Raw genomic sequence first — 23,434 nt, forward strand, 5'->3', positions numbered from 1 at the left:
CTCTGCGGGTGCAAAACTCCGGAGGACATTGGCATGAGCGGACCACGGCGGCACTGGCGCGAGATGACGACGCGCGACTTTTCCGAAGGAGAGACGGCCGAGTGGATCGCCGTGCTTCCGATCGCGGCGATCGAGCAGCATGGTCCGCACCTTCCCGTGGGGGTCGATGCGCTCATCGCCGAGGCCATGGTCGCACGCTGCGCCGAGGCGATGCCCGATGATCTTCCGGTGACGTTCCTGCCGGTGCAGCAGGTGTGCAAGTCCAACGAACACATCGCTTTTCCCGGCACCCTCACGCTGGACTGGGAGACGGCCATCCGCTCCTGGCTGGCCATTGGCCATAGCGTGGCGCGGGCCGGCCTGCGGAAACTGGTGATCGTCACGAGCCACGGCGGAAACGTCGCGCCGATGGAGATCGTGGCGCGCGAGTTGCGCCAGTCCCATGCGATGGCGGTCGCCACGACGTCCTGGACGCGACTGGCCGCGGCGCGGGTCTACACCTATCCCGAGGGGCCGATGGTGGACATCCATGGCGGCCTTTCGGAGACATCGATGATGCTCGCGCTCTATCCCGAGCTTGTGCGGATGGAGCATGCCGAGGACTTCGCCAGCGCGCAGACGGCGCTGCGCCAGGGGTCGGCGAAACTCGGGTTTCACATGGCCGAGGCCAATCTCGGCTGGCTGTCGCAGGATCTGAATGGAAAGGGCACCGTCGGCGATGCCTCGTCGGCCACGGCAGACCTGGGTGCGGCTGATATCGCCTCGCAGGTTGAAGGCTTCGTGGCCCTGATGCGGGACATGGTTCGGCATCGGCTTCCGCAGTCGATCTGAGCCACCTGTGGATAAGATCGACCCTCTTGGGCTTTCGATTTTCTGGTATTTATACCCGCTGACGGCCCCTTCGAAATTCTGCTTTTATTGGAGGAATGATTGCCAATTTGCAATCAATCCCCAGATTGGGTCATGTCTTCGATCATGTCCGGAATCCGGCTCTTGAAACGGAAGAACCCGTGCGTTGCGTAGGCCCAGGCCGCTCTGTCGGCAACGCGCATCACCCGGACCAGCTGCGTCCCTGAACCGGCCAGCCGGGTGTTCAGCCGGTCGAGCGCTTCGGCCGCCGGGCCTACCGGCGCATAGGCCGTGACGAGTTGTTCCAGCCCGACCGACCTTGCCCAGTCGGCGATCTCCTCGACGGTCTCCGCGTCGGGGCCGCGCGTGCCCAGCCGCTCGGACCAGCGGTCCCTCGCATCCTCGATCGCCCCCTTCGAGAACCCGTCGACCTGTGCCGAAACTCCGCGTGGCGAGCGATCCGCGACCGAAAGGAGCGTGGCATAAGACGCCACCGGATCGGCAAGCCCGCCCGGCGCGGCCAGAAGGAAACCGGGGCTCAGGTCTTCCTCCGTGAGCAGAACCCCCGTGCGCAGCCCAGGGCGAGGCGTGTCGCCCGAGGGCACCGGACCCAAGGGCGGGTGCGGCGGCCCGTCGAGCGGCAGTGGCGCCTCGTCGAGCTCGCCACGCCGGTCGAAGCGGCCATCGGTATACCGGGCGATGTTCTCGGCACGGGCCACGTAGTGCTTGCCGCGCGTCTGCAGCCCCGCCACCCAGCGCCAGCTCAACGTGTTGGAGGCCGGATCGCCGTCGAGCAGGTGCCGCAGGAACCAGTCCGCGCCGATTTCCCAAGGCAGCCGAAGCGTGAAGATCCAGATCGACGCCGTCCACATCCGCGCATGGTTGTGCAGGTAGCCGGTCTGGCGAAGCTCGTGCGCCCAGGCATCGAAGCAGGCGATCCCGGTCTCCCCGGCCTCCGCGGCGGCGACACGCGCGGCGAGGCTGGGCTCGTCCTCCATCCCTGCGAGCGCCCGCCGGACGCCGGCGCGGTAGTCCGTCCAGACCGAAGGGCGCCGTTCCAGCCAACCCTTCCAGTAGGTCCTCCAAAAGACCTCGGACACGAATTTCTCCGCGGCGGCCGGCCCATGGCGCCCCAGGACAGTTTTCAGAACTTCCTCTTCGGTGATGAGGCGATGGCGCAGGTAGGGCGAGAGACCCGACACCGCCGGATGGCCCTCGCCGGGACGGTCGTGGTTGCGCCCCGCGGCATAGGCGCGCCCGGCCCGCGGCGCGAACCGTGCAAGGCGGGAAAGCGCTTCGGCGCGGGTGGGGGCGTGTGTCGTCGTCATGCCGGGCGAGCTAGCGGCCCGGCACCGGCCGACCAGTCCCGCGGGTCGTCTCCGCCGTCCCGCCGGCAGCCTTCGGCACGCGCCCCGCGCGTCCTTGGGACGGTCGCGCCCTTGCAGCCCCCCCGGGGCGCAACTAAGACTCTGGTCGAGACAGCGGCGCATTCACCTGAGGCAGGCGACAATGAACGATCCAATCGACACCTACATGAACACGCTCGTCCCGATGGTGGTCGAGCAGACAAGCCGCGGCGAACGGGCCTACGACATCTTCTCGCGCCTCCTGAAGGAGCGGATCATCTTCGTGTCGGGCCCGATCCACGACGGCATGTCGAGCCTGATCGTCGCCCAGCTGCTGCACCTGGAGGCCGAGAATCCCTCCAAGGAAATCTCGATGTACATCAACTCGCCCGGCGGCGTGGTGACGAGCGGCCTGTCGATCTACGACACGATGCAGTACATCAAGCCGAAGGTCTCGACGCTGGTTGTGGGGCAGGCGGCCTCGATGGGCTCGCTCCTGCTGACGGCGGGCGAAAAGGGGATGCGTTTCTCGCTGCCCAACAGCCGGATCATGGTCCACCAGCCCTCGGGCGGCTACCAGGGGCAGGCGACGGACATCATGATCCACGCCCAGGAAACGCAGAAACTTAAGGACCGCCTTAACCAGATCTATGTCAAACACACCGGGCAGTCCTTCGAGGCGGTGGTCGACGCGCTGGAACGCGACAATTTCATGGATCCCGAACAGGCCAAGGCCTGGGGCCTGATCGACGAGATCGTGGAAAGCCGCGCAGCCACCGACGAGGCCGGAAAGTAACCTCCGGGCATGGGCTGCCCCGGGGCATGTGTCACAGGCCCGAGATGTCGGGAAATTGGCGATTGTGGTGGGGCGGGGGCTGATTTAGGCTGACCCGTAATTGATTGGTTAGAGTGCATGAGCGGGGCGCGCGAGGTCACCGGCGGCCTCGCCCCGACGCCCGGCAAGGGAACCCGCAAGGGGAGACGACATGGCAAGTTCATCCGGCAGCGACTCCAAGAACACGCTCTACTGCTCCTTCTGCGGCAAGAGCCAGCATGAGGTGCGCAAGCTGATCGCGGGTCCGACCGTGTTCATCTGCGACGAATGCGTCGAGCTGTGCATGGACATCATCCGCGAGGAGACGAAGACCTCCGGCCTGAAATCCACCGATGGCGTGCCGGCCCCGCAGGAAATCTGCGATGTGCTCGACGACTACGTGATCGGGCAGGAACATGCCAAGCGCGTGCTCTCGGTCGCCGTTCACAACCACTACAAGCGCCTCAACCACGCCGGCAAATCCGACATCGAACTGGCGAAGTCGAACATCCTGCTGATCGGCCCCACGGGCTGCGGCAAGACGCTTCTGGCGCAGACGCTGGCGCGCATCCTCGACGTGCCCTTCACCATGGCGGACGCCACGACCCTGACCGAGGCGGGCTATGTCGGCGAGGATGTCGAGAACATCATCCTGAAGCTTCTTCAGGCGTCCGAGTACAATGTCGACCGGGCGCAGCGCGGCATCGTCTACATCGACGAGGTCGACAAGATCACGCGGAAGTCCGACAACCCCTCGATCACCCGCGATGTGAGCGGCGAGGGCGTGCAGCAGGCGCTTCTGAAGATCATGGAGGGCACGGTCGCCTCCGTGCCGCCCCAGGGCGGGCGCAAGCATCCGCAGCAGGAATTCCTGCAGGTCGACACGACGAACATCCTGTTCATCTGCGGCGGCGCCTTCGCCGGTCTCGAGAAGATCATCGCGCAGCGCGGCAAGGGCTCGGCCATCGGCTTCGGCGCGAACGTCAAGGACAACGACAGCCGCGGCGTCGGCGAGATGTTCAAGGAGCTTGAGCCGGAGGATCTGCTGAAGTTCGGCCTGATCCCGGAATTCGTCGGCCGCCTTCCGGTCATCGCAACACTGACCGACCTCGACGAGCCCGCGCTCGTGCAGATCCTGACCGAGCCGAAGAACGCGCTTGTGAAGCAGTATCAGCGCCTCTTCGAACTCGAGGACGTGAAACTGAAGTTCACCGAGGACGCGCTGAGCGCGATCGCCAAGCGCGCCATCGCACGCAAGACCGGCGCGCGGGGCCTGCGGTCGATCATGGAGGATATCCTCCTCGACACGATGTTCGAACTGCCGAGCTCCGAGGGCGTCGAGGAAGTCGTCGTGAACGAGGAATCCGTGACCTCCGAGGGCCAGCCCCTGATGATCTACGCCGAGCGCAAGAAGGACGAGAGCGCGACGGCAGGGTGATCCGCCCGGCGGGGTTCGCCGATGCATCGCCCGAATGGAACGAGGGCCCCGTCCGGACAGGCGGGGCCTTCTCTCATCGCAGCCAGAGTTTCTCGCGTTTCAGCGTATTGCGGATCACCTGTTCCCGCCGGGGCAGCGCATCGCGGTCGAAGAGGGCGCGGGCCTTCGCGCCCTTGCCCTGGTAGATCATCCGCTTCATCGGCTCGTGCGCCTTGAGGACCTTCTTGATCCTGTTCGGCGCGGCCACAGTCTCCAGTACCTGCACCACGACGTCATCCTCCCGCGCGTAGAGAAGCGGCAGAAGCCGGTAGTGGCAGGAATGGGTCCCGTCGAGCCAACCTTCCGGCAGCGCGTCGCGTCCGCCGCCGAGGCCCTGGATCACGAGCGGCAGCGCCACCTGGTCGAGCCAGGGATCGAGTGACTGGCACACAAGCTCCGCCGGCCGGTCGTCACGGATTGAAACGGCATATTCCGTGAAGCGTGTCCCGAACACGCGCGGGCATCGGTAGTAGAAAAAGCCCGCGTTGAAATAGAGATATCGCCGCCAGTATTCGTCAGGCTGCGTGAGGTCGATCGAGCTGTCGAAATCGAGCGCGAACCGGTCGTAGAGCGATTTCCAGATCGCGGTATAGCCCGGTCCGTAGAGCTCTATCTGCGGCCATGTCCCCTCCACCTTGCGCGAGGCGGACGGGCGGTCGAAGTCGAACGGCACCTCCATGAGGTCGCCAAGGATCAGCGTGTCGGTGTCGAAGAAGACGAAAGGTTCCCCCTCGGGGAGCGCGGCCAGACACTCGATCTTGTTGCCGTAGGGGTAGCTTTCCCCGAAATGCGGGGTATTGAAGGGCAGGATCTCGGCGCCGAACTCGGCCAGCAGGTCCCTCACGCCCGCGTCGTTCATCCGCGGATCGCCCCGCCAGTTCGGTCCCGGCTGCGGTTCCGCGACGAAGAGGCGGCCGGGGAATTCCGGCATCGCCGCGCGGAACGAGGCGCAGAACAGCGCCGCCTCATATTGCAGGCGGCCCGACTGGCCCACGACGACCACGTTGAACGCGGCCACCTTGGTTTTCTTCCTGGTCTTGCGTCCTGCCATGCCTGCCCGCGCTCTGCCGCGGGTTCGCCCGCTTTGGGCGAGTTATAGCGTGGCCGGACCGGACGCGCTACGCCCCGCGCAGATCGATCACCGTGCAAATCGTGCGCCAGAAGATCCACAGGTCGAGCCGGAGCGACGCCCCCCGGATGTAGCGCAGGTCCGCCGCGGTCTTGGCGCGTGTCGCCTCGCGCCCCTCGGCATAGCCGAGTTCGACCTGCGCGAGGCCCGAGATGCCGGGGCGGACGCTGTGCCTTTGCCGGTATCCCGGGATGTCGGACACGAAGGCGCGGGCGTGTGCGAAATCGTCGGGCCGGGGGCCGATCAGGCTCATCTCCCCGCGGAAGACGTTCGCGATCTGGGGCAATTCGTCGAACCGTGCGCGGCGGAGAAGGCGTCCGAGCGTGCCGATCCTTTCCGTCTCCACCGGGTCGTCGGGGCCGCGCAGGGCGAGGCCGGTCTGCATCGTGCGGAATTTCCAGGCGTGGAACGGACGGCAGTCGCGCCCCATGCGGAGCGGACGATAGAGCAGGGGTCCGGGGTTCAGAACGGGGTTCAGGACGAGGAGGCACAGCGCGACGAACACCGCGGCGGGCAGGAGGATGGCGGCGGAAAAGCCCATGTCGAACAGGCGCTTGCCCAAGGCATCGGGCCATGCGGCGCCGTCCCGCGCCGGGCGCGGGGGCAGGACATCGTCGATATCGGGGGACAGCGTCATCCCACACCCCTTCACGGCAGTCTCGGGGGGCGAGACTAGGGGGCAGAGGTTAAGGCATCCTCTCGCCCGCGCTGGCGGAGTTGAAAAGGCCCGACCATTCCTCGCGCAGGAGGTTCTTCTGCACCTTGCCCATCGTGTTGCGCGGCAAGGTTTCGACGATGCGGATCGCCCGGGGATGCTTGAACCGCGCAAGCGAGCCCTTGAGCGCCGCGGCCAGTGCCTCCGTATCGGGGGCGGCGCCGGGTTCGGGCACCACCAGCGCCACCACGGTCTCTCCGAAATCGGGATGTGGCACGCCGATCACGGCGCTTTCCATGACGCCCGGCTGCTCGTCGAGAAGAAGCTCGATCTCCTTGGGGTAGATGTTGTAGCCGCCCGAGATGATGAGGTCCTTCTGGCGCCCGACGATCTGGACATAGCCGTCCTCGTCGATGCGCCCGAGATCGCCGGTGATGAAGAACCCGTCCTGACGCAGTTCCGCCGCCGTCTTCTCGGGCATCTGCCAGTAGCCCTTAAAGACATTGGGGCCGCGCACCTCGATCATGCCGGTTTCCCCTTGCGGCAGCTCCGCGCCGGTGTCCGGATCGGTGATCTTCAGGTCCACGCCGGGCAGGGGAAAGCCGACCGTGCCGGCCCGCCGCTCCCCGTCGTAGGGGTTGGACGTGTTCATGTTCGTCTCGGTCATGCCGTAGCGTTCGAGGATGCGGTGGCCGGTCCGCTCCTCGAAGCGCAGGTGCGTCTCGGCCAGAAGCGGTGCGGACCCGGAGACGAAAAGGCGCACGTGGGACGCGAGGTCGCGCGTGAAGCGCGGATCGTCGAGCAGGCGCGTGTAGAATGTCGGCACGCCCATCATCGCGGTGGCGCGGGGCAGGGCGCCGATCACGGCGTCGGCGTCGAATTTCGGCAGGAAGATCATCGCCCCGCCGGACAGGAGCGTCACGTTGGTGGCGACGAAAAGCCCGTGGGTGTGGAAGATCGGCAGCGCGTGAAGAAGGACGTCCTCCTCGGTGAAGCGCCAGCACTCGGCCAGCGTCTCGGCGTTCGACAGGAGGTTCTCCTGCGTCAGCATAGCCCCCTTTGACCGGCCCGTCGTGCCCGAGGTGTAGAGGAACGCGGCGAGATCGTCCGTTGCGCGCTCCACGGTCGGGAAGTCGTCAGCCATGTCGCCGGCCTTGTCGGTCAAGGTGCCCGACCCGTCCGCGGCGAGTGTCTCGAGCCGCGCGCCACACTGCGCGGCGATTGGCGCGATCGCCTCGGTCCGGTCCGGGTCGCAGACCAGCATCGCCGCGCCGCTGTTCTCGACGAAATAGGCCAGTTCGCCCGGCGTATAGGCGGTGTTGAGCGGCAGGATCACGATGCCCGCCTGCGCCGCGGCGGCAACGAGCGCCAGGGCCTGGGGCGATTTCTCGACCTGCGCGGCCAGCCGGTCGCCGGGGCTCAGGCCCGCGCGCGTCAGGACATGCGCGATCCGCGCGGCCATGGCGAGGAACGCGGCATAGGAGATCGTGCTCCCGTCCGCGAGGATGAGGAACGGATCCTGCCGGCCCGCATGGGCGCCGAACAACCGGTCATATAGCGGGTTCGCCATCGTCCTTCCCCCCTGCAACGTCGCTTCGCGGAGCAACAGATGCCGTCCCGCAGCGCGGCCTGCAACCCGTGATCTGAGGGGGGAATGGTGGGCGACCCTGGAATCGAACCAGGCATGGGTCTCCCCGGCGGAGTTACAGTCCGCTGCCGCACCTTGCAGCACGTCGCCCGACGCGAAGCGCTGGATAGCGGCGGACCCCTGAGGCGTCAACCGGAAATCCCGGCTTTCCGGGCGCGCCCGGGGCGGGCTTTTCTTTCCGGCCGCCCCGGCGTAACCCGGTGGCGATTGCAGGAGGCCGGACCATGGCGAAGAAACCCACCTGGGTGATCGACAAGGAACGTCAGCGCCGCGCCTCGGCGGCCGAGACGCTGTGGCTCTTCGGCCTGCATGCCGTGCGCGACGCGCTCCAGAACCCCGCGCGCGAGAAGCTGCGCCTCGTGGTCACGCGCAATGCCGCCGACCGCCTGGGCGAGGCCGTGGCCGCCGCCGGGATCGAGCCGGAAATCGCCGATCCGCGGAAGTTCCCCGTGCCGCTCGACCCGGGCTCCGTCCACCAGGGCGCGGCGCTCGAGGTCCGGCCCCTCGACTGGGGCAGCCTCGAGGACGTGGCGCTGGGCGCGGGCGCGCCGCGCCTCGTCCTGCTCGACCGCGTCTCGGACCCGCATAACGTGGGCGCGATCCTGCGCTCGGCCGAGGTCTTCGGCGCCCGCGCCGTCATCGCGCCGGCCCGCCATTCGGCGCCGGAAACCGGGGCGCTGGCCAAGACCGCCTCCGGCGCGCTCGAGCGGCAACCCTACCTGCGGGTGCCGAACCTCGGCAACGCGATGGAGCGGCTGAAGGACATGGGCTACCTGATGGTCGGCCTCGACGGCGAGGGCGAGATCGACATCGCCGAAGCCGCGGCCGGGGCCAGGGGCCGCCCCGCCGCCGTCGTCCTCGGTGCCGAGGGCCCCGGCCTGCGCGAGCGCACGCGAGAGCTTTGCGACGTCGTGGCACGCATTCCCGCCTCGGGCGTTTTCGGGTCGCTCAACGTCTCCAATGCCGCGGCCGTGTCCCTATATGCCATGACACGGGACTGAAACGACAGCGACGACCGGAGGGCGAATGCCGCACCAGATGAAGATCGCCACATGCTCCTATTGCGGGCGGCGCCAGACGCTGCGCCTGACCGCGCGGGACGGACACGAACTCGCCTGCGGGGCCTGCGGCGCGCCGCTGCACGAGATGAAGTGGCTGAAGGCCGGGCGCGACGAGGACACCGTGAAGCGAAGCCCCAGGCGGCCCGCGCCCCATGGCCACGCCCTGCCGCAGTCCGAGGGGCCGGCCTCCGACCCGCCCGAGCGGCGGCGCAAGAAGCGGCGCAAGGGGTTCTTCCGCGAGGCGCTGGAAGAGGCTTTCGACATCTTCGAGGACATCTTCGACTGAAACATTTCTCACGGGGGCTCGCCGCCGGTCACATGCCGGGGAGAGGGGATGGTGCGGGCGGCCTGGCCGGGCAATGTGAAGGTCACAGCCTCGCCCACGGCAACGCCCATCCGGAGACGCCGACCATGATCACCCGCCGCAACCTCGTCGGCCTCGCCGCCGCAGTGCCCGCGCTTCCCGTCCTTCTGACCGCCACCTCCGCCCGCGCGGCCGAGCCGCGCATCTTCCAGCAGGGTGGCCTCGCCCTCGGCGGGACCGATCCCGTCGCCTACTTCGAGGGCAACGGCCCGGTGCGCGGCGACGGTGCCCATGCCCTCGACTGGATGGATGCGCGCTGGACATTCGCCTCCGCCACCAATCGCGACGCCTTCGCCGCCGATCCCGAACGCTTCGCCCCGGCCTTCGGCGGCTACTGCGCCTTCGCGGCCTCCCGCGGCTATCTCGCGCCGACGATCCCCGAGGCATGGTCGCTTCATGAGGGGCGGCTCTTCCTCAACGCGAGCCTGCGCGCGCGCGAACTCTGGCTGGCCGAACTGCCGGGTGTGATCGCGGCCGGCGAGGCCAACTGGCCCGCGATTCTCGGTTGAACGCTCGGGGGCGCGTGATCACGATTTCGTTTCGCCCTCTACAAATCCGCGCCCGGGACACCATTTGTCCTCCAGGCGCCGCGGTTCGGAACACCGCGCGCCCATCACTGTCCCTCGTTCCGTGACTTGCGCCCGCGCAACTTGCCGCGGGCGCTTTTTTTGTGTCGTGCCGGTGCTGCCATGCTATCCGGAGGGCATGACCGAGACACCCTCAGACGACCTTCTCCGCCGCATCCTGCGCGAGGTGAAAAGCTTCGCCTGCGTCGGCGTAAGCCCCAATCCCGTGCGCCCCTCGCACTACGTGGCGCGCTATCTCAGGCTCAAGGGCTACCGCGTGATCCCGGTGAACCCGGGCCAGGCCGGCAAGGAGCTTTTCGGCGAGACGGTGCGCGCGGACCTGTCGGAGATCGAGGGAGGGGTCGACGTCATCGACATCTTCCGCCGTCCCGAGGCGGTGCCCGAAATCGTCGAGGAAGCGCTGGCGATGTCGCCGCGGCCGAAGGTCATCTGGATGCAGATCGGCGTAACCCACGCGGAGGCCGCCGCGCGGGCCGAGGCCGAGGGGCTGACCGTGATCCAGAACCGCTGTCCGAAGATCGAATACCAGCGGCTTTTCGGCGAGCTGCGCATGGGGGGCTTCGCCACGGGGATCATCTCCTCCAAGCTCTGAGCGCCTGTCGCGCCGCGTCCCCGCTTCATCCTGGCAAGAAAACTCCCGCCGGAGGCAAGCGTCGGGGAGGGGCCCTGGCCCCGAGCCGTCGCTTTCGCGCTCAGCCCCCGGTCTTGCGCGCGGCCTTCTCGTCGATGCCCGAGACCCCCTCGCGCCGCTCGAGCTCGGCCAGGACCTCTTCGAGCGTGACGTCGCGCGCGGCCAGCATGACGAGGAGGTGATAAAGCACGTCCGCCGCCTCGGAGGTGAGACGCTCGCGGTCGCCCTTCACGGCTTCGACAATGGCCTCCACGGCCTCTTCCCCGAATTTCTCGGCGCATTTCTCCGGGCCCTTGGCCAGCAGCTTCGCCGTCCAGGAGGTCGCGGGATCCGTGCCGCGCCGGGCGGCGATGGTCCGGGCAAGACGGTCGAGCGCGGTCATGTCAGCCTCACGGGAATGCCGGCCGCGGCCATGTGCGCCTTGGCCTCGGCGATGGTGTATTCGCCGAAATGGAAGATCGAGGCGGCCAGCACCGCGCTGGCATGGCCCTCGATCACACCCTCGACGAGATGGTCGAGAGTGCCGACGCCGCCGCTGGCGATGACGGGGACATCGACGGCGTCGGCGATGGTGCGGGTCAGGGGGATGTTGAAGCCCTGCTTCGTCCCGTCCCGGTCCATCGAGGTCAGCAGGATCTCGCCCGCACCCTTGGCCGTCACCGTCCTCGCGAATTCCACCGCGTCGATGCCGGTCGGCCGACGGCCGCCATGGGTGAAGATCTCCCACTTGCCGGGTGCGACCGTCTTGGCGTCGATGGCGCAGACGATGCACTGGCTGCCGAACCTGTCGGCGGCCCGCGCGACCACGTCGGGGTCGGCCACGGCGGCGGAGTTGAAGCTGACCTTGTCGGCCCCGGCGAGCAGGAGGTTGCGCACATCCTCGACCGTGCGAACCCCGCCGCCGATGGTCAGCGGCATGAAGCACTGTTCGGCCGTGCGCGTGGCGAGGTCGTACATCGTGCCCCGGTTCTCGTGCGTGGCGTGGATGTCGAGAAAGCAGAGCTCGTCGGCGCCTGCGGCGTCATAGGCCTGCGCCTGTTCGACCGGGTCGCCCGCGTCGCGGAGATCGACGAAGTTCACGCCCTTGACCACGCGCCCGTCGGCGACGTCGAGGCAGGGGATGATGCGCGTCTTGAGCATGGAGCGTGCCTAGCGGATCGGCGGGTGCGAGGGAAGGCGGACGTGGCTGTTGCGTATTTAGGGAAAGATGAAGGGGCGGGGTCAGGAGAGGGCTGCAAGCGCCTCGCGCAGGTCGAGCGCGCCGTCATAGAGCGCGCGACCCGAGATGGCGCCGGCGATGACGCCGGTGTCGCGCAGGCGCACGAGGTCTGCGAGGGAGGAGACGCCGCCCGAGGCGATGACCGGAATCGACGTGGCGCGCGCGAGCGCGGCGGTGGCCTCGACGTTGGGACCGCCCATCGCGCCGTCGCGGTCGATGTCGGTATAGATGATGGCGGCGACGCCGGCGTCCTCGAACTGGCGCGCGAGGTCGGTGACCATCACGTCGGTCTCCTCGGCCCAGCCCTTTGTCGCCACGCGGCCCTTGCGGGCGTCGATGCCGACGGCGACCTGGCCGGGGAAGGCGGCGGCCGCGTCGCGCACGAGATCGGGGTTCTCGACGGCGACGGTGCCGAGGATCACGCGGGCGATGCCCTTGCCGAGCCATGTCTCGATCGTGGCCATGTCGCGGATGCCGCCGCCCAGCTGCGCGGGCACGGAGGTCGCCGCGAGGATCGCCTCGACCGCGGCGCCGTTCACCGGCTGGCCCGCGAAGGCGCCGTTGAGATCGACGAGGTGGAGCCACCGGCATCCCGTATCCTCGAACGCGCGGGCCTGCGCGGCGGGGTCGGTGTTGAAGACGGTGGCCTTGTCCATCTCGCCGCGCAGCAGCCGCACGGCCTGGCCGTCCTTGAGGTCGATGGCGGGGTAGAGGATCATGGGTTCCGTCCCTTCGTCTGTCGTCGCGCCGTCCTCCTGCCGCAAGGGGCGGCCGGGGGCAAGCGGAAGGGCTCTCGCCACGTCACGCTTTACAGGGAGGGCCGCGGCGCGGCACCATCGCGCCCGTGCCTTTTTGGGAGGAGACGCACAGATGAAATCCCCTGTTCTCGGCCTTGCCCTGGCGCTCGGACTGGCCAGCGCGGCATCCGCCGACATCGCCCATGGTGTCTGGCAGACCGAACCCGACGACGGGTCCTTCGCGCATGTGACGCTTGGTCCCTGCGCGAACCCGCAGGCCGTCTGCGGCACGATCACGCGCACCTATCGCGATGGCGGCACGCCCTACCAGGCCGAAACCATCGGGCGTCAGATCGTGATCGACATGATCCCGCAAGGCGACGGCAACTACGAGGGCTCGGTCTGGCGGCCCTCGAACGACCGGATCTACATCGGCCGGATGGCCATCGACGGCGACCGGATGCGCCTGCGCGGCTGCGTTGCGGGCGGTCTGTTCTGCGCCTCGCAGAACTGGGTGCGGGTGCAGTAGACGCAGGCGAGCGATTGTTTCCGTTTAGGAAACAGTGGGGCCATTTCCTGTGGATTTGGCCCTGATCCTTCAACTGATCCCGTTCAAGGCTTCCAGGTCAGGAAGTTCGCGATCAGGCGAAGGCCCGCGCGCTGGCTCTTCTCGGGGTGAAACTGCGTGCCGACGACAGTGCCGCGCCCGACGATGGCCGTGACCGGGCCGCCGTAGTCGACATGGGCGAGGAGGTCCGCCTCCTCTTCCACCTTCATCGCGTAGGAATGCACGAAATAGGCGTGGTCGCCGGTCTCGATCCCTTCGAGCACGGGGTGGGGCCGGTCGATGACGAGGTCGTTCCAACCCATGTGCGGCACCTTCATCGACGTATCGCGGGGCGCGATCCGCACGACCTCGCCCGGGATCCAGTCGAAGCCCGCGACATCCTCGTATTCGCGCCCCCATGTCGTGAGCATCTGCATGCCGACGCAGATGCCGAGGAAGGGGACGGCGCGTCCCTCCACCGCCTCGATCAGGGCTTCCTCCAGGCCGTCGAAGGACCGGAGCCCCCGGCGGCAGGCCGGGAAGGCGCCGTCTCCGGGCAGGACGACGCGGGAGGCGCGGGCGACGGCCTCGGGGTCCGAGGTCACGACGACGGGGCCCGCGCCCACTTCGGCGGCCATGCGTTGAAACGCCTTCTCGGCGGAGTGCAGGTTGCCGGAATCGTAGTCGATCAGGACAGTCGTCATCGTGGGATCAGAGCGTGCCCTTGGTCGACGGGATGGCGTCGGCCTTGCGCGGATCGGGATCCACCGCTTCGCGCAGGGCGCGTGCCACGGCCTTGAAGGCGGCCTCGGCGATGTGGTGGGAGTTGATGCCCGCGAGCTTCGTCACGTGGAGCGTGATGCCGCCATGGGTCGAAAGGGCCTGGAAGAACTCCCGCACAAGCTCGGTGTCGAAGGTGCCGATCTTCTGCGTGGGGAAGTCCACGTCCCAGACAAGGTAGGGCCGCCCCGACAGGTCGAGTGCCGCGCGCACCAGCGCGTCATCCATGGCGAGGTGGAAGGACCCGTAGCGCCGGATGCCGCGCTTGTCGCCAAGCGCCTTCGTCAGCGCCTGTCCAAGCGCGATGCCGACGTCCTCCACGCTGTGGTGGTCGTCGATGTGCAGATCGCCCGAGCAGCGCACCTCCATGTCGATGAGCGCGTGGCGCGAAAGCTGGTCGAGCATGTGATCGAAGAAGCCCACGCCCGTCGCGTTGTCGTAAGTGCCGGTTCCGTCGAGATTGATCGAGACGGAGATCTCGGTCTCGGCGGTCTTGCGGGCAATCTCTGCGCGGCGCATCGGCTCTCTCCTTCGGCGGCGGGCCGCTTATAGGGCGGGGGGCGCCGCTTGGGAAGCGCGTTCACGGGGCTCAGAGATCGAGGAGGTCGAAATAGGCCTCGGCGATGTCGTCCCAGACATAGCGGGCGATGGCCATGCCGGCGAGCGCCGCGCCCATCCTGGCCCCGCCTGCGGGGTCTGCGGCGAGGGCGGCGACGGCCTCCCCGAGGCCGGGGGCGTCGCGGAACCATGCGGCCTTGCCGGCCGTGGTCTCCCGGTTGTAGGGGCAGTCCCAGGCCAGGATCGGGACGGAAAACCCCATCATTTCAACGAGTGCGGGGTTCGTGCCGCCGGCAGAATGCCCGTGAACGTAGAGCCAGGCGCGGTCGCGGATGGCGCGCAGGCGGGCGGGGTCGTATTCGGCCTCGACGAGGTGGAGGCCCGGCGTTCCGGACCATCGCGCGTGAAGCGTCCGACCGTGGCGGGTGGCCGACCAGTTGGCGACGGCGACCAGCGGGCCGAGACGCCCGCCCGAGAAGGCCTCGAGGATCGTCGTCAGGTTGTTCTCCGGTTCGGCGCGGGCGAGGCAGAGCGCGTAGGCCGGCGGAAGCCCGAGGTCCGAGATCTCGGCGGGCGCGGCGGTCCAGGCATGGTCGCCGCCATAGGCGATGACCCTTGGCCGGATCCGGTGCCGCATCTCGATCTCGGCGGCGAGCGCGGCATTGTCCGCCACGACCGCGTCGGCGGCCGCGACGGCGCGGGCCTCGGACCAGGCAAGGACGCGTCGGGCGGTTCCGCCCCACTTGGCGCGTCCGGCCTCCCGCCCGTCGACGTTGACGACGATGCGCCGCGTTGTCAGGGGCCGCAGGGCGGCGACGGGTCCGCCGCCCGAAACCCCGAGAAGGAGAAGGCTGTCCGCGCCGTCGGCGGTCAGCACCTCCGCCAGCGCCGAGAGACCGTCATAGGCGATCGAGGCCGCGCCATTCGCCGGGATCGGAAGGTGGCGGAGCCGCGCGCCATGGAACTCCCCGGGCGGGGAAGGGTCGCCGCGCCTCCGGCTGCACCAGACCGTCAGCCGGTCCGAGAGGCCGCGCGCGTCGGCCGCGCGCACCAGTTGCTCGGCCAGCGTCTCGAAGCCGCCGTAGCGGGCGGGAAGGCCGACCGTGCCGATGATGGCCGCGCGGCGCGACCCCGCCCGGCGTCGGGACAGCGGGGGCGCTGACAGGGAGGTATCCCCGCGGCGCAGGTGCAGGTCGCCTGGCCGTATCATCGCCGTCTCCGGAGCACCCGCATCCGCCGCCTCCCTTCGCCTGGTGCGGGGGCCCATTGTGCCATCCGCCTGAAGACGCAGCCTGCCTCGCGCGGCTTTACGGGGGATTAAGGGCGGCGATTTTTCCGGGTCGAAAACGCGAAGGGCCGCCCGAAGGCGGCCCTGTCGTCCCGTCCGTCATGTCGGCCGGAGGATACTGGAGCGGGTGATGAGATTCGAACTCACGACCCTTACCTTGGCAAGGTAATGCTCTACCCCTGAGCTACACCCGCTCTGTAGGACGCGTAGATATAAAGTGTCGCTCACGGGTGCAAGAGGGAATTTGCGACCCATGTCGCCGCCTCGCGGAAACGGCGCAAAACATTGTTTTTAAATATTATTCACTCGCATCTGTGGCGAATCCCGGCGGGTCTTGCTCGGCGGTGAGGGAAGGATATCCCGTACTTGACCGATCGGTGGCAACCCGGAAGCATACGCCCCTGTCCGTCAAAACTTTCGGGGGAAGGTCCGATATGCCCAGTTTCTCGCACGCCCTTGGGGCGACGCTCCTGTTCGCCGCCAGCACGCTCTCGGGCGCGGCCATGGCGCAATCGCCGCTTTCGGCCGCCTCGGTCACGGTCCAGCGCTATGACGCGTTGCCGAACTTCTCGGGCGACAGCGGCATCTTCTGCTGCGCCACGCATATCCAGCAAAGCGGCCCTGACGCCGATTTCGTCCATGTGCGTGCGGTCTTCGACGTCGCCTTTTCCGAGACGATCGACCGTGTGCAGGTCAATTCCGCCGACGTGCTGATGCTGTTTCCAGGGGCGGAGGAAGGGCAGCGGGCGGTGGGACGGTTCGACCACATGCCCGTGTTCGAATTCGGCTCTCCCTCGATCTTCGTGAACCGGCCGCGTGACTGGCCCGAGGAGACCGCGCAGGCCTTCATCGACGGGGTCTGGATCGTTCCCGCGGGCCAGACCTCGGCGACGTTGCAGGTCGGTCCCGCCGATGCGCGCATCGACGTCCCTCTCGATCTGACGATGCCTGTCACCACGGTGATGCCGCCGCGCATGACCGTCGCGGTGGAGGTCACGGGCTTCGGCGCGGTCGACACCATCACGCTGGACGACCGTTACAACGGGCAGGACATGCCCGGCGTCCTCGAACCCGGGATCGGGGGGCGTTTCCTGCGGCTGTCGGTCTCCGTCACGCCGCGCATGTCCACGGCGACGGACGCGCAGACGGGTGAAAACCGGTTCCTGATGTACGGGAACTACATCCGGATCACGGGTCCCGATGGCGTGCCGCTTCCCTTCGTCGGCACCGACACCGGGCGCTCGGTTCGCACGCGCTGGTCGGTCTCGTCCACCTGGGAGAACGAGACGCGCCCGATCGAGCTGTCGAATTACTACATCGGCACCGCGGAACCCGGGCGTTATTCGATCTACTACCTGTCGGACAAGGTCGCCGAGTTCATTGTGGAATGAGGCGCAGGCAGGCTGCGGGCCGCGAAACGGTCAATTCGCGCTGATCGCGACGTCGTCGATGGCGTAGAACTCCTCGGAGATCGGCTGGCCGGTCCCCGAGGCGACGCCGAAGGTCAACGTCTCGCCGGGGTTCTCGACGGTGATCGTGTAGGTCGCGCGGCTGTCATTGCCGTGGCTGCCCGCACCGACGGGGTCGTTGGTGTATTGCTGGCTGACCTCGACCGTCACGCCGGGAACGCCCATCTCGGAGGTCGTGATGTTTCCGTGGTTGTCGGAGTAGATCGCGACCGGCTGGCCGTTGATGAAGACGGTCGCGGGCTCGCCGCTGAGGTCGTCGATACCGAGCATGTCGAAGCTGATCGTCGCGGTCTGCGCCCCGGCCGGCACGGCCAGTGTCATCTGCGCCAGCTCGCCCGGACCCAGTTGCAGCACGTCGCCAAAGCCGGTGAGGCTGGCGACCGTCCCGCCGACCCACGCGCCGATCCCCTCGGAGAAGTCCGTTGAGAGCAGGGATTGCGACACCGCGAAGGCGGTCTGGATCGAGAAGCCCGACAATTGACTGGACGTATCGCCCGCGAGGTTCTCGACCCCGCCCGAGACGACGGCGACCGTGGCGATCGCCATTCCGGTGATCCCGGCAGTCAGGACGACCCAGTCGACCGTGATCGCGCCGCTTTCGCTTTGAATAAAATCCTTGAACACACGCAGTCTCCCGCGCCCCCGTGATCGAGAGACTGCGAAGCGAATCTGTCCAAGTCGTGACTTCTTCGGGTCGGGAAGACGGCAGGTGCCGGTGTCAGCGGGCCTCTGCCGTCACGTTGTCGATGCCGAACCATTCGTCGTTGACGGGCTGGTTCGTGCCCGAGGCGACGCCGAGCGTCACGGTCTGGCCGGGGTTGTCCACGATGATGCTGACGGAGGTCACGGACTCGGTCCATGCGCCGACCTGCGAGCCGCCCAGTTGCTGTCCCTGTGCCTGAACCGTCGTCTCGACCGTCACGCCCGGGATGCCCGAATTGTTCCAGTCGATCGTGCCGTGGCCGCCGGTCGCGATGCTCACGGGCTGGCCATTGATCATCACGGTCGCGGTTTCGCCGTCGAGGCTGTCGCCGCCGATCAGGTCGAAGGTGAAGACCGCCTGCGATGCGCCCTCGGGCACGTCGAGCGCCAGTTCCGCGATGTCGCCCGGCCCAAGCATCAGGACTTCGCCGATCGCGCCGCCGGCATCCGCCGCGCTGCCGCCGGTCCAGCCGCCGAGCGCGCCGCCCGCGAAGTCCGCCGCGGCCAGTTGCACGGCCTCGAAGGCCTCGGCGAAGGCGCCGGAGATCTCGTAGCCCGAAAGCGTGCTGCCGATGGTCGTGGACATGCCGCTCACGCCGCCGGAGACGACGATGAAGGTTCCCAGCGAAAGGCCCGTGGCGCTGGCGGTCAGCACCACCCAGTCAACCGTCGTGGCGCCGCTGTCCGATCGCAGGAAATCCGAGATCCGCATGAAACTAACTCTGATTAAACTTCACGTAAAATCAGGAGTAGCCGCAGTCTCGGGCGGAAAAAGGGCGAGCGAGGGGTTTTTCCGCGCCGATACCACCTCCGCGCGGCGGTTCAGTCGCCGAGTTCGATCAGCAGATCCTTGGCGTCGATCTGGCTTCCCGCCGCGACGTGGACGGCCTTCACGGTCGCGTCGCGCTCGGCGTGGATGCCGGTCTCCATCTTCATCGCCTCGATCGTCAGCAGGAGGTCGCCCTGCTGCACCTTCTGTCCGGCGGAAACGGCGACCGTGGCCACCACGCCCGGCATAGGGGCGCCGATATGGGCGGGATTTCCCGTCTCCGCCTTTGGCCGCTTCGCCTGGGTCGCGGCGATCCGGCGGTTGGGCACGCGGATCGTGCGCGGCTGACCGTTCAGTTCGAAGAAAACCTTGGCTTCGCCTTCCTCGTTCGTTTCGCCGATCGCCTGGAGCTGGACGACAAGGCGCACGCCGGGGTCGATCTCGGCCTCGATCTCCTCGCCGGGTTCCATTCCGTAGAAGAAGGTCCGCGTGGGCAGGGTCCGGACGGGTCCGTAGTCCTTGTGCCGCGTGGCGTAGTCGGTGAAGACCTTGGGATACATCATGTAGCCCATCAGGTCCTCGTCATCGATCTCGGTATCGAGCTTCGAGGCCACCTCTGCGCGGGTCTTTTCAAGGTCCACCGGCGCGACATGCTTGCCCGGCCGGTCGAGGATCGGCTGCTCGTCCTTCAGGACCTTCTTGAGGATACCCGGCGGGAAGCCGCCCGGCGGCTGACCGAGATTGCCGCGCATCATGTCGATGACGCTGTCGGGGAAGGACACTTCCTTCGTCGGGTTCTCCACGTCGTCCCGCGTCAGGCCCTGGCTCACCATCATCAGAGCCATGTCGCCCACGACCTTGGAGGAGGGCGTAACCTTTACGATGTCGCCGAACATCTGGTTCACATCGGCATACATCTGCGCGACCTCGTGCCAGCGGTCCTCCAGCCCCATGGACCGCGCCTGCGCCTTGAGGTTAGTGAACTGCCCGCCGGGCATCTCGTGGAGATAGACCTCGGAGGCCGGCGCCTGCATACCGCTCTCGAAGGCGGCGTAATGGGCACGCACGGCCTCCCAGTAATCGCTGATCTCGCGGATCGCCCGGATGTCGAGGCCGGTATCCCGCTCGGTGAACCTCAGCGCCTCGACCACGGTGCCCAGCGTTGCCTGCGACGTGTTCCCCGAAAGGGCGTCCATCGCGCAATCGACGGCATCGACGCCCGCGGCCGAGGCCTCGAGGATCGTGCCGCAGGCGATGCCCGCCGTGTCATGGGTATGGAAGTGGATCGGCAGGTCGACCGCGTCCTTCAGGGCCGGGATCAGCACCGCCGCCGCCGCCGGCTTCAGCAGCCCGGCCATGTCCTTCAGCCCCAGCACATGCGCGCCCGCGGCCTCGAGATCCTTGGCCATCTTCACGTAGTACTTCAGGTCGTACTTGGCCCGGTCTGGATCGAGGATGTTGCCGGTGTAGCAGATCGTGCCTTCGCAGATCTTGCCCGTCTCGAGCACCGCATCCATCGAGACGCGCATGTTCTCGACCCAGTTGAGGCTGTCGAAGACGCGGAAGATGTCGACGCCGCTCTCGGCGGCGCGCTTCACGAAGGCCTGCACCACGTTGTCGGGATAGATCGTGTAGCCCACCCCGTTGGCGCCCCTGAGCAGCATCTGCGTCATGATGTTGGGCATCTTCTCGCGGATGTCGCGCAGCCGCTGCCACGGGCATTCCTGCAAGAAGCGATAGGCCACGTCGAAGGTCGCACCGCCCCAGCATTCCACGGAGAACAACTCCGGAAGGTTCGCGGCATAGGCGGGGGCGACCTTGATCATGTCGATCGAGCGCATTCGTGTCGCCAGAAGCGACTGGTGCCCGTCGCGCATGGTCGTGTCGGTGACGAGAAGGCGCTTTTGCTCCTTCATCCATTTCGCGACCGCCTCGGGCCCATGCTCGTCAAGCAGCTGCCGGGTCCCCATCGCGGGCATCTCGGCCCGGAGCGCGGGGGGGCGCGGGTCCTTCACGTCGGCGCGGGGTTCGGGGCGGCCCTCGGTCTCGGGATGCCCGTTCACCGTGATGTCGGCGATATAGGTCAGGATGCGCGTCGCCCGGTCCCTGCGAGGCTTGAAATCGAACAGCTCGGGCGTGTCGTCGATGAACTTGGTCGTATACTGGTAATTCAGGAAGGTCGGGTGCTTCAGCAGGTTTTCGACGAAGGCGATGTTCGTCGAGACGCCGCGGATGCGGAACTCGCGCAGCGCACGGTCCATCCGCGCGATCGCGGCCTCGGGCGTCGGCGCCCAGGCTGTCACCTTCTCCAGCAGCGAGTCGTAGTAGCGCGTGATGACGGCGCCCGAATAGGCCGTGCCGCCGTCAAGGCGGATGCCCATGCCCGTGGCGCCCCGGTAGGCCGTGATGCGCCCGTAGTCGGGGATGAAGTTGTTCGTCGGATCCTCGGTGGTGATCCGGCACTGGATCGCGTGGCCGTCGAGCTTCACGTCGTACTGGCTGGCGATCCCGGTGGCCTCCACCAGCGACTTGCCCTCGGTGATGAGGATCTGAGCGCGCACGATGTCGATGCCGGTGACCTCCTCGGTCACGGTGTGCTCGACCTGCACGCGGGGGTTCACCTCGATGAAGTAGAAGTCGCCCGAATCCATGTCCATCAGGAACTCGACCGTGCCCGCGCACTGGTAGTTCACATGCTCGCAGATCTTCTTGCCCAGCAGGCACAGCTCCTCGCGCTGGGTCTCGGAGAGGTAGGGGGCGGGCGCGCGCTCCACGACCTTCTGGTTGCGCCGCTGCACCGAGCAGTCGCGCTCGTAGAGGTGGTAGATGTTGCCATGGCTGTCGCCGAGGATCTGCACCTCCACGTGGCGGGCGCGAAGGATCATCTTCTCGAGGTAGCCCTCGCCGTTGCCGAAGGCGGCCTCGGCCTCGCGCCGGCCCTCGCGCACCTTCTCCTCCAGCTCCTCGGGCTTCATGATCGGCCGCATGCCCCTGCCGCCACCGCCCCAGGAGGCCTTCAGCATCAGAGGATAGCCGATCTCCGCGGCCTCCTTCGCGATGGCCTTCATGTCCTCGCCGAGAACTTCGGTCGCCGGGATCACCGGCACACCCGCCTCGATCGCGACGCGGCGCGCGCTGGCCTTGTCGCCGAGCGCGCGCATCGTCTCGGCCTTCGGCCCGATGAAGGCGATACCCGCGGCCTCGCAGGCATCCACGAAGGACGGGTTCTCGGACAGCAGGCCATAGCCCGGGTGGATCGCATCCGCCCCGCACATCTTGGCCACGCGGATGATCTCGGGGATGGAGAGATAGGCCGCGACGGGGCCCAGCCCCTCGCCGATCTTGTAGGCCTCGTCCGCCTTGAAGCGGTGGAGGCTCAGCTTGTCCTCCTCGGCGTAGACCGCGACCGTCCGCTTGCCCAGTTCGTTGGCCGCCCGCATGACGCGGATCGCGATTTCACCACGGTTGGCGATCAGGATCTTCTTGAACTCGGGCATGACGTACGAGGCTCCCTTTCGCGGATGCAGAATCCTTAGGGCGACGGGGGGCGGCCTGCAACCGGAAGCTGTGCCGCAGGATCAAGTACCGGGCATCAGCCGCCCTTGCAGATCACCCAGCCGCGCCGCCCCGATCTGCGCCATGTTCGACGCCATGTCCTTTTCCAGCATGTCATGGAGATGCGCGGGCCCCTCGCGCCCCAGCGCGCCGAGCGCATAATGCCAGGCCCGGCCCATCATCACGAAATCCGCCCCCGTCGCCAGAGCCCTGAGGATGTCGAGCCCGCCCTCTATCCCGCTGTCGAGGATGAGGGGCAGGGCGGTCGCGGCCCGGATCTCGGGCAGGACGTCGAGCGCCGCCGGCGCCCCGTCGAACTGCCGCCCCGCATGGTTCGACACCCAGACGGCGTCCACCCCCTCGGCCTCGGCCCGCGCCGCAACGTCCGCCTCCAGCACGCCCTTCAGGATGAAGGGGCCGTCCCAGGCCTCGCGCAGCGCCCGCACGTAGTCCCAGTCGGGCGCCGCCCGCAGCAGGTAGCCCACATGAGCCGTCGAGGGCAGGCGGCCCAGCTTCTCCTGGTCGGCATAGCTGTCCATCAGCCGCATCCGCGGCATGCCCGTGGCCTGGATCCCCAGCGCCCAGGCCGGGCAGCGCGCCACCTGCAGCGCCAGCCGCGGCGTCAGGCGCGGCGGCTGCACGAGGCCCCCGCGGGTCTGCCGCTCGCGACGCGAGGCCGCGGGCACGTCCACGGTCAGGACCAGCGTGTGAAAGCCCGCCCCCCTGGCGCGCGCGAGCATGTCGTCGCGAATGCCGGGATCGCGCGGCGGATACATCTGGAACCATCCCTGGTCGCCCTGCACGCCCTTCAGGTCCTCCGGCGTCCGCGTCGCCACGGTCGACAGGCCATAGGGAATGCCCGCCTTGGCCGCATGGCGCGCAAGCAGCGTCTCCGCCTCGGGCCAGATCAGTCCCGACATGCCCAGCGGCGATATGCCGAAGGGCACGGGGTAGGCCCGCCCGAGAAACTCGGTCGCCAGTTCCGGCTTGATCTCGCCGCGCAGCGCGGCGGGCCGGAACAGCACCCGGTCGAAGGCCGCGCGGTTGCGCGCGGTCACGCTCTCCGAGCCGGTGGCGCTGTCGAGATACTCCCAGACGAAATGCGGAATCCGCGCTTTCGCGCGCGCCTTCAGGTCGGAAATCGCGGGATATTTTGCGTGCAGGTCCATGAGGCGCACAAAAGCGCTGTCGCGCGCCCCTTGTCCAGCCTCTCCCGCCGCCCCGCCTTCATCTTTCTCCAAATACGCAA

Annotated in this window: 23 protein-coding genes and 2 tRNA genes; 9 read left to right on the top strand and 16 right to left on the bottom strand. The window is 67.8% G+C overall.

The genetic code is table 11. The features are described from left to right. The first annotated feature begins 33 nt into the window (after positions 1 to 33). Complete coding sequence (locus N8I71_RS08320; protein ID WP_262877493.1) at positions 34 to 831, top strand: creatininase family protein; 798 nt, start codon at positions 34 to 36, stop codon at positions 829 to 831. A gap of 113 nt (positions 832 to 944) precedes the next feature. Here the strand turns inward: N8I71_RS08320 and N8I71_RS08325 are convergent, their stop codons facing one another. Further along, complete coding sequence (locus tag N8I71_RS08325) at positions 945 to 2,177, bottom strand: FAD-binding domain-containing protein (RefSeq protein ID WP_262877494.1); 1,233 nt, start codon at positions 2,175 to 2,177, stop codon at positions 945 to 947. A gap of 181 nt (positions 2,178 to 2,358) precedes the next feature. Between N8I71_RS08325 and N8I71_RS08330 the strand changes: the two genes are divergently transcribed. Then, entirely contained in the window at positions 2,359 to 2,991 is a 633-nt protein-coding gene (locus N8I71_RS08330; protein ID WP_262877495.1) for an ATP-dependent Clp protease proteolytic subunit, read from the top strand. Positions 2,992 to 3,181: 190 nt separating this feature from the next. Continuing rightward, the gene (gene clpX, locus N8I71_RS08335; protein ID WP_262877496.1) at positions 3,182 to 4,447 is read left to right on the top strand and encodes an ATP-dependent Clp protease ATP-binding subunit ClpX; all 1,266 of its coding nucleotides are present in this window, start codon (positions 3,182 to 3,184) and stop codon (positions 4,445 to 4,447) included. A gap of 73 nt (positions 4,448 to 4,520) precedes the next feature. On the opposite strand, the gene N8I71_RS08340 is transcribed toward clpX, so the two are convergent. From N8I71_RS08340 to N8I71_RS08355, 4 genes are all read right to left on the bottom strand, one after another. Next, the gene (locus N8I71_RS08340) at positions 4,521 to 5,537 is read right to left on the bottom strand and encodes a hypothetical protein (protein WP_262877497.1); all 1,017 of its coding nucleotides are present in this window, start codon (positions 5,535 to 5,537) and stop codon (positions 4,521 to 4,523) included. 67 nt (positions 5,538 to 5,604) lie between these two features. Next, positions 5,605 to 6,252 carry a sugar transferase gene (locus N8I71_RS08345; RefSeq protein ID WP_262877498.1) on the bottom strand — a complete coding sequence of 216 codons (648 nt, stop codon included), beginning with the start codon at positions 6,250 to 6,252 and terminating at the stop codon, positions 5,605 to 5,607. Positions 6,253 to 6,301: 49 nt separating this feature from the next. Beyond that, the gene (locus N8I71_RS08350; RefSeq protein ID WP_262877499.1) at positions 6,302 to 7,840 is read right to left on the bottom strand and encodes a malonate--CoA ligase; all 1,539 of its coding nucleotides are present in this window, start codon (positions 7,838 to 7,840) and stop codon (positions 6,302 to 6,304) included. 85 nt (positions 7,841 to 7,925) lie between these two features. Next, a tRNA-Tyr gene (locus N8I71_RS08355) sits at positions 7,926 to 8,009 on the bottom strand. 133 nt (positions 8,010 to 8,142) lie between these two features. Between N8I71_RS08355 and rlmB the strand changes: the two genes are divergently transcribed. The 4 genes from rlmB (at position 8,143) to N8I71_RS08375 (ending at position 10,522) form a co-directional block, all read left to right on the top strand. Next, on the top strand, positions 8,143 to 8,919 hold the full coding sequence (gene rlmB / locus N8I71_RS08360; RefSeq protein WP_262877500.1) for a 23S rRNA (guanosine(2251)-2'-O)-methyltransferase RlmB: 777 nt from the start codon (positions 8,143 to 8,145) through the stop codon (positions 8,917 to 8,919). 25 nt (positions 8,920 to 8,944) lie between these two features. Continuing rightward, the gene (locus N8I71_RS08365) at positions 8,945 to 9,265 is read left to right on the top strand and encodes a hypothetical protein (protein ID WP_262877501.1); all 321 of its coding nucleotides are present in this window, start codon (positions 8,945 to 8,947) and stop codon (positions 9,263 to 9,265) included. 125 nt (positions 9,266 to 9,390) lie between these two features. Beyond that, a complete protein-coding gene (locus tag N8I71_RS08370) occupies positions 9,391 to 9,852 on the top strand; it encodes a YHS domain-containing (seleno)protein (RefSeq protein ID WP_262877502.1) in 462 nt (153 codons plus the stop codon). Between the two features lie 196 nt (positions 9,853 to 10,048). After that, positions 10,049 to 10,522: a CoA-binding protein gene (locus tag N8I71_RS08375; RefSeq protein ID WP_262877503.1), complete on the top strand. Its 474-nt coding sequence runs from the start codon at positions 10,049 to 10,051 to the stop codon at positions 10,520 to 10,522. Between the two features lie 100 nt (positions 10,523 to 10,622). Here N8I71_RS08375 and N8I71_RS08380 read toward each other — a convergent pair whose 3' ends face one another. From N8I71_RS08380 to hisA, 3 genes are all read right to left on the bottom strand, one after another. Continuing rightward, entirely contained in the window at positions 10,623 to 10,943 is a 321-nt protein-coding gene (locus tag N8I71_RS08380; RefSeq protein ID WP_262877504.1) for a phosphoribosyl-ATP diphosphatase, read from the bottom strand. Beyond that, positions 10,940 to 11,701 (bottom strand): imidazole glycerol phosphate synthase subunit HisF, encoded by a 762-nt coding sequence (gene hisF, locus N8I71_RS08385; protein ID WP_262877505.1) that lies wholly within the window; start codon positions 11,699 to 11,701, stop codon positions 10,940 to 10,942. Before hisF ends, N8I71_RS08380 begins: the two co-directional genes overlap by 4 nt. 81 nt (positions 11,702 to 11,782) lie before the next feature. Then, entirely contained in the window at positions 11,783 to 12,499 is a 717-nt protein-coding gene (gene hisA, locus N8I71_RS08390) for a 1-(5-phosphoribosyl)-5-[(5-phosphoribosylamino)methylideneamino]imidazole-4-carboxamide isomerase (RefSeq protein WP_262877506.1), read from the bottom strand. A gap of 151 nt (positions 12,500 to 12,650) precedes the next feature. On the opposite strand from hisA, the gene N8I71_RS08395 reads away from it, so the two are divergent. Then, the gene (locus tag N8I71_RS08395; RefSeq protein WP_262877507.1) at positions 12,651 to 13,046 is read left to right on the top strand and encodes a DUF2147 domain-containing protein; all 396 of its coding nucleotides are present in this window, start codon (positions 12,651 to 12,653) and stop codon (positions 13,044 to 13,046) included. An 83-nt stretch (positions 13,047 to 13,129) separates the two neighbouring features. Here N8I71_RS08395 and hisH read toward each other — a convergent pair whose 3' ends face one another. From hisH to N8I71_RS08415, 4 genes are all read right to left on the bottom strand, one after another. Further along, positions 13,130 to 13,768 carry an imidazole glycerol phosphate synthase subunit HisH gene (hisH, locus tag N8I71_RS08400; protein ID WP_262877508.1) on the bottom strand — a complete coding sequence of 213 codons (639 nt, stop codon included), beginning with the start codon at positions 13,766 to 13,768 and terminating at the stop codon, positions 13,130 to 13,132. Positions 13,769 to 13,775: 7 nt separating this feature from the next. After that, positions 13,776 to 14,363 carry an imidazoleglycerol-phosphate dehydratase HisB gene (gene hisB / locus N8I71_RS08405; protein ID WP_262877509.1) on the bottom strand — a complete coding sequence of 196 codons (588 nt, stop codon included), beginning with the start codon at positions 14,361 to 14,363 and terminating at the stop codon, positions 13,776 to 13,778. A gap of 70 nt (positions 14,364 to 14,433) precedes the next feature. Beyond that, positions 14,434 to 15,612, bottom strand: a complete 1,179-nt coding sequence (locus tag N8I71_RS08410; protein WP_262877510.1) for a DUF1972 domain-containing protein — start codon at positions 15,610 to 15,612, stop codon at positions 14,434 to 14,436. A gap of 197 nt (positions 15,613 to 15,809) precedes the next feature. After that, positions 15,810 to 15,884: transfer RNA gene (locus N8I71_RS08415), tRNA-Gly, on the bottom strand. 240 nt (positions 15,885 to 16,124) lie between these two features. Here N8I71_RS08415 and N8I71_RS08420 point away from each other — a divergent pair. Then, a complete protein-coding gene (locus N8I71_RS08420; RefSeq protein ID WP_262877511.1) occupies positions 16,125 to 17,081 on the top strand; it encodes a hypothetical protein in 957 nt (318 codons plus the stop codon). Positions 17,082 to 17,111: 30 nt separating this feature from the next. Here N8I71_RS08420 and N8I71_RS08425 read toward each other — a convergent pair whose 3' ends face one another. The 4 genes from N8I71_RS08425 to N8I71_RS08440 all read right to left on the bottom strand — a co-directional run bounded on the left by N8I71_RS08425 (position 17,112) and on the right by N8I71_RS08440 (position 23,354). Beyond that, entirely contained in the window at positions 17,112 to 17,783 is a 672-nt protein-coding gene (locus N8I71_RS08425; RefSeq protein ID WP_262877512.1) for a hypothetical protein, read from the bottom strand. Positions 17,784 to 17,877: 94 nt separating this feature from the next. After that, positions 17,878 to 18,573 carry a hypothetical protein gene (locus N8I71_RS08430; RefSeq protein ID WP_262877513.1) on the bottom strand — a complete coding sequence of 232 codons (696 nt, stop codon included), beginning with the start codon at positions 18,571 to 18,573 and terminating at the stop codon, positions 17,878 to 17,880. Between the two features lie 110 nt (positions 18,574 to 18,683). Continuing rightward, positions 18,684 to 22,127 (bottom strand): pyruvate carboxylase, encoded by a 3,444-nt coding sequence (locus N8I71_RS08435; RefSeq protein ID WP_262877514.1) that lies wholly within the window; start codon positions 22,125 to 22,127, stop codon positions 18,684 to 18,686. An 81-nt stretch (positions 22,128 to 22,208) separates the two neighbouring features. Beyond that, positions 22,209 to 23,354: an alpha-hydroxy acid oxidase gene (locus N8I71_RS08440; protein WP_262877515.1), complete on the bottom strand. Its 1,146-nt coding sequence runs from the start codon at positions 23,352 to 23,354 to the stop codon at positions 22,209 to 22,211. Positions 23,355 to 23,434 lie beyond the last annotated feature (80 nt).

This window comes from Roseicyclus sediminis, from assembly GCF_025515305.1.
GTDB classification, from domain to species: Bacteria; Pseudomonadota; Alphaproteobacteria; order Rhodobacterales; family Rhodobacteraceae; genus Roseibacterium; species Roseibacterium sediminis.

Bases quoted from the DNA above. Each gene is read 5' to 3' on its own strand.
- rlmB (WP_262877500.1), top strand. From the start codon at position 8,143: ATGGCGAAGAAACCCACCTGGGTGATCGACAAGGAACGTCAGCGCCGC.
- N8I71_RS08435 (WP_262877514.1), bottom strand. From the start codon at position 22,127: ATGCCCGAGTTCAAGAAGATCCTGATCGCCAACCGTGGTGAAATCGCG.
- N8I71_RS08325 (WP_262877494.1), bottom strand. From the start codon at position 2,177: ATGACGACGACACACGCCCCCACCCGCGCCGAAGCGCTTTCCCGCCTT.
- hisA (WP_262877506.1), bottom strand. From the start codon at position 12,499: ATGATCCTCTACCCCGCCATCGACCTCAAGGACGGCCAGGCCGTGCGG.
- N8I71_RS08410 (WP_262877510.1), bottom strand. From the start codon at position 15,612: ATGATACGGCCAGGCGACCTGCACCTGCGCCGCGGGGATACCTCCCTG.
- hisF (WP_262877505.1), bottom strand. From the start codon at position 11,701: ATGCTCAAGACGCGCATCATCCCCTGCCTCGACGTCGCCGACGGGCGC.
- N8I71_RS08320 (WP_262877493.1), top strand. From the start codon at position 34: ATGAGCGGACCACGGCGGCACTGGCGCGAGATGACGACGCGCGACTTT.
- hisH (WP_262877508.1), bottom strand. From the start codon at position 13,768: ATGACGACTGTCCTGATCGACTACGATTCCGGCAACCTGCACTCCGCC.
- N8I71_RS08430 (WP_262877513.1), bottom strand. From the start codon at position 18,573: ATGCGGATCTCGGATTTCCTGCGATCGGACAGCGGCGCCACGACGGTT.
- N8I71_RS08420 (WP_262877511.1), top strand. From the start codon at position 16,125: ATGCCCAGTTTCTCGCACGCCCTTGGGGCGACGCTCCTGTTCGCCGCC.
- hisB (WP_262877509.1), bottom strand. From the start codon at position 14,363: ATGCGCCGCGCAGAGATTGCCCGCAAGACCGCCGAGACCGAGATCTCC.
- N8I71_RS08340 (WP_262877497.1), bottom strand. From the start codon at position 5,537: ATGGCAGGACGCAAGACCAGGAAGAAAACCAAGGTGGCCGCGTTCAAC.
- clpX (WP_262877496.1), top strand. From the start codon at position 3,182: ATGGCAAGTTCATCCGGCAGCGACTCCAAGAACACGCTCTACTGCTCC.
- N8I71_RS08380 (WP_262877504.1), bottom strand. From the start codon at position 10,943: ATGACCGCGCTCGACCGTCTTGCCCGGACCATCGCCGCCCGGCGCGGC.
- N8I71_RS08395 (WP_262877507.1), top strand. From the start codon at position 12,651: ATGAAATCCCCTGTTCTCGGCCTTGCCCTGGCGCTCGGACTGGCCAGC.
- N8I71_RS08345 (WP_262877498.1), bottom strand. From the start codon at position 6,252: ATGACGCTGTCCCCCGATATCGACGATGTCCTGCCCCCGCGCCCGGCG.
- N8I71_RS08330 (WP_262877495.1), top strand. From the start codon at position 2,359: ATGAACGATCCAATCGACACCTACATGAACACGCTCGTCCCGATGGTG.
- N8I71_RS08365 (WP_262877501.1), top strand. From the start codon at position 8,945: ATGCCGCACCAGATGAAGATCGCCACATGCTCCTATTGCGGGCGGCGC.
- N8I71_RS08350 (WP_262877499.1), bottom strand. From the start codon at position 7,840: ATGGCGAACCCGCTATATGACCGGTTGTTCGGCGCCCATGCGGGCCGG.
- N8I71_RS08375 (WP_262877503.1), top strand. From the start codon at position 10,049: ATGACCGAGACACCCTCAGACGACCTTCTCCGCCGCATCCTGCGCGAG.
- N8I71_RS08370 (WP_262877502.1), top strand. From the start codon at position 9,391: ATGATCACCCGCCGCAACCTCGTCGGCCTCGCCGCCGCAGTGCCCGCG.
- N8I71_RS08440 (WP_262877515.1), bottom strand. From the start codon at position 23,354: ATGGACCTGCACGCAAAATATCCCGCGATTTCCGACCTGAAGGCGCGC.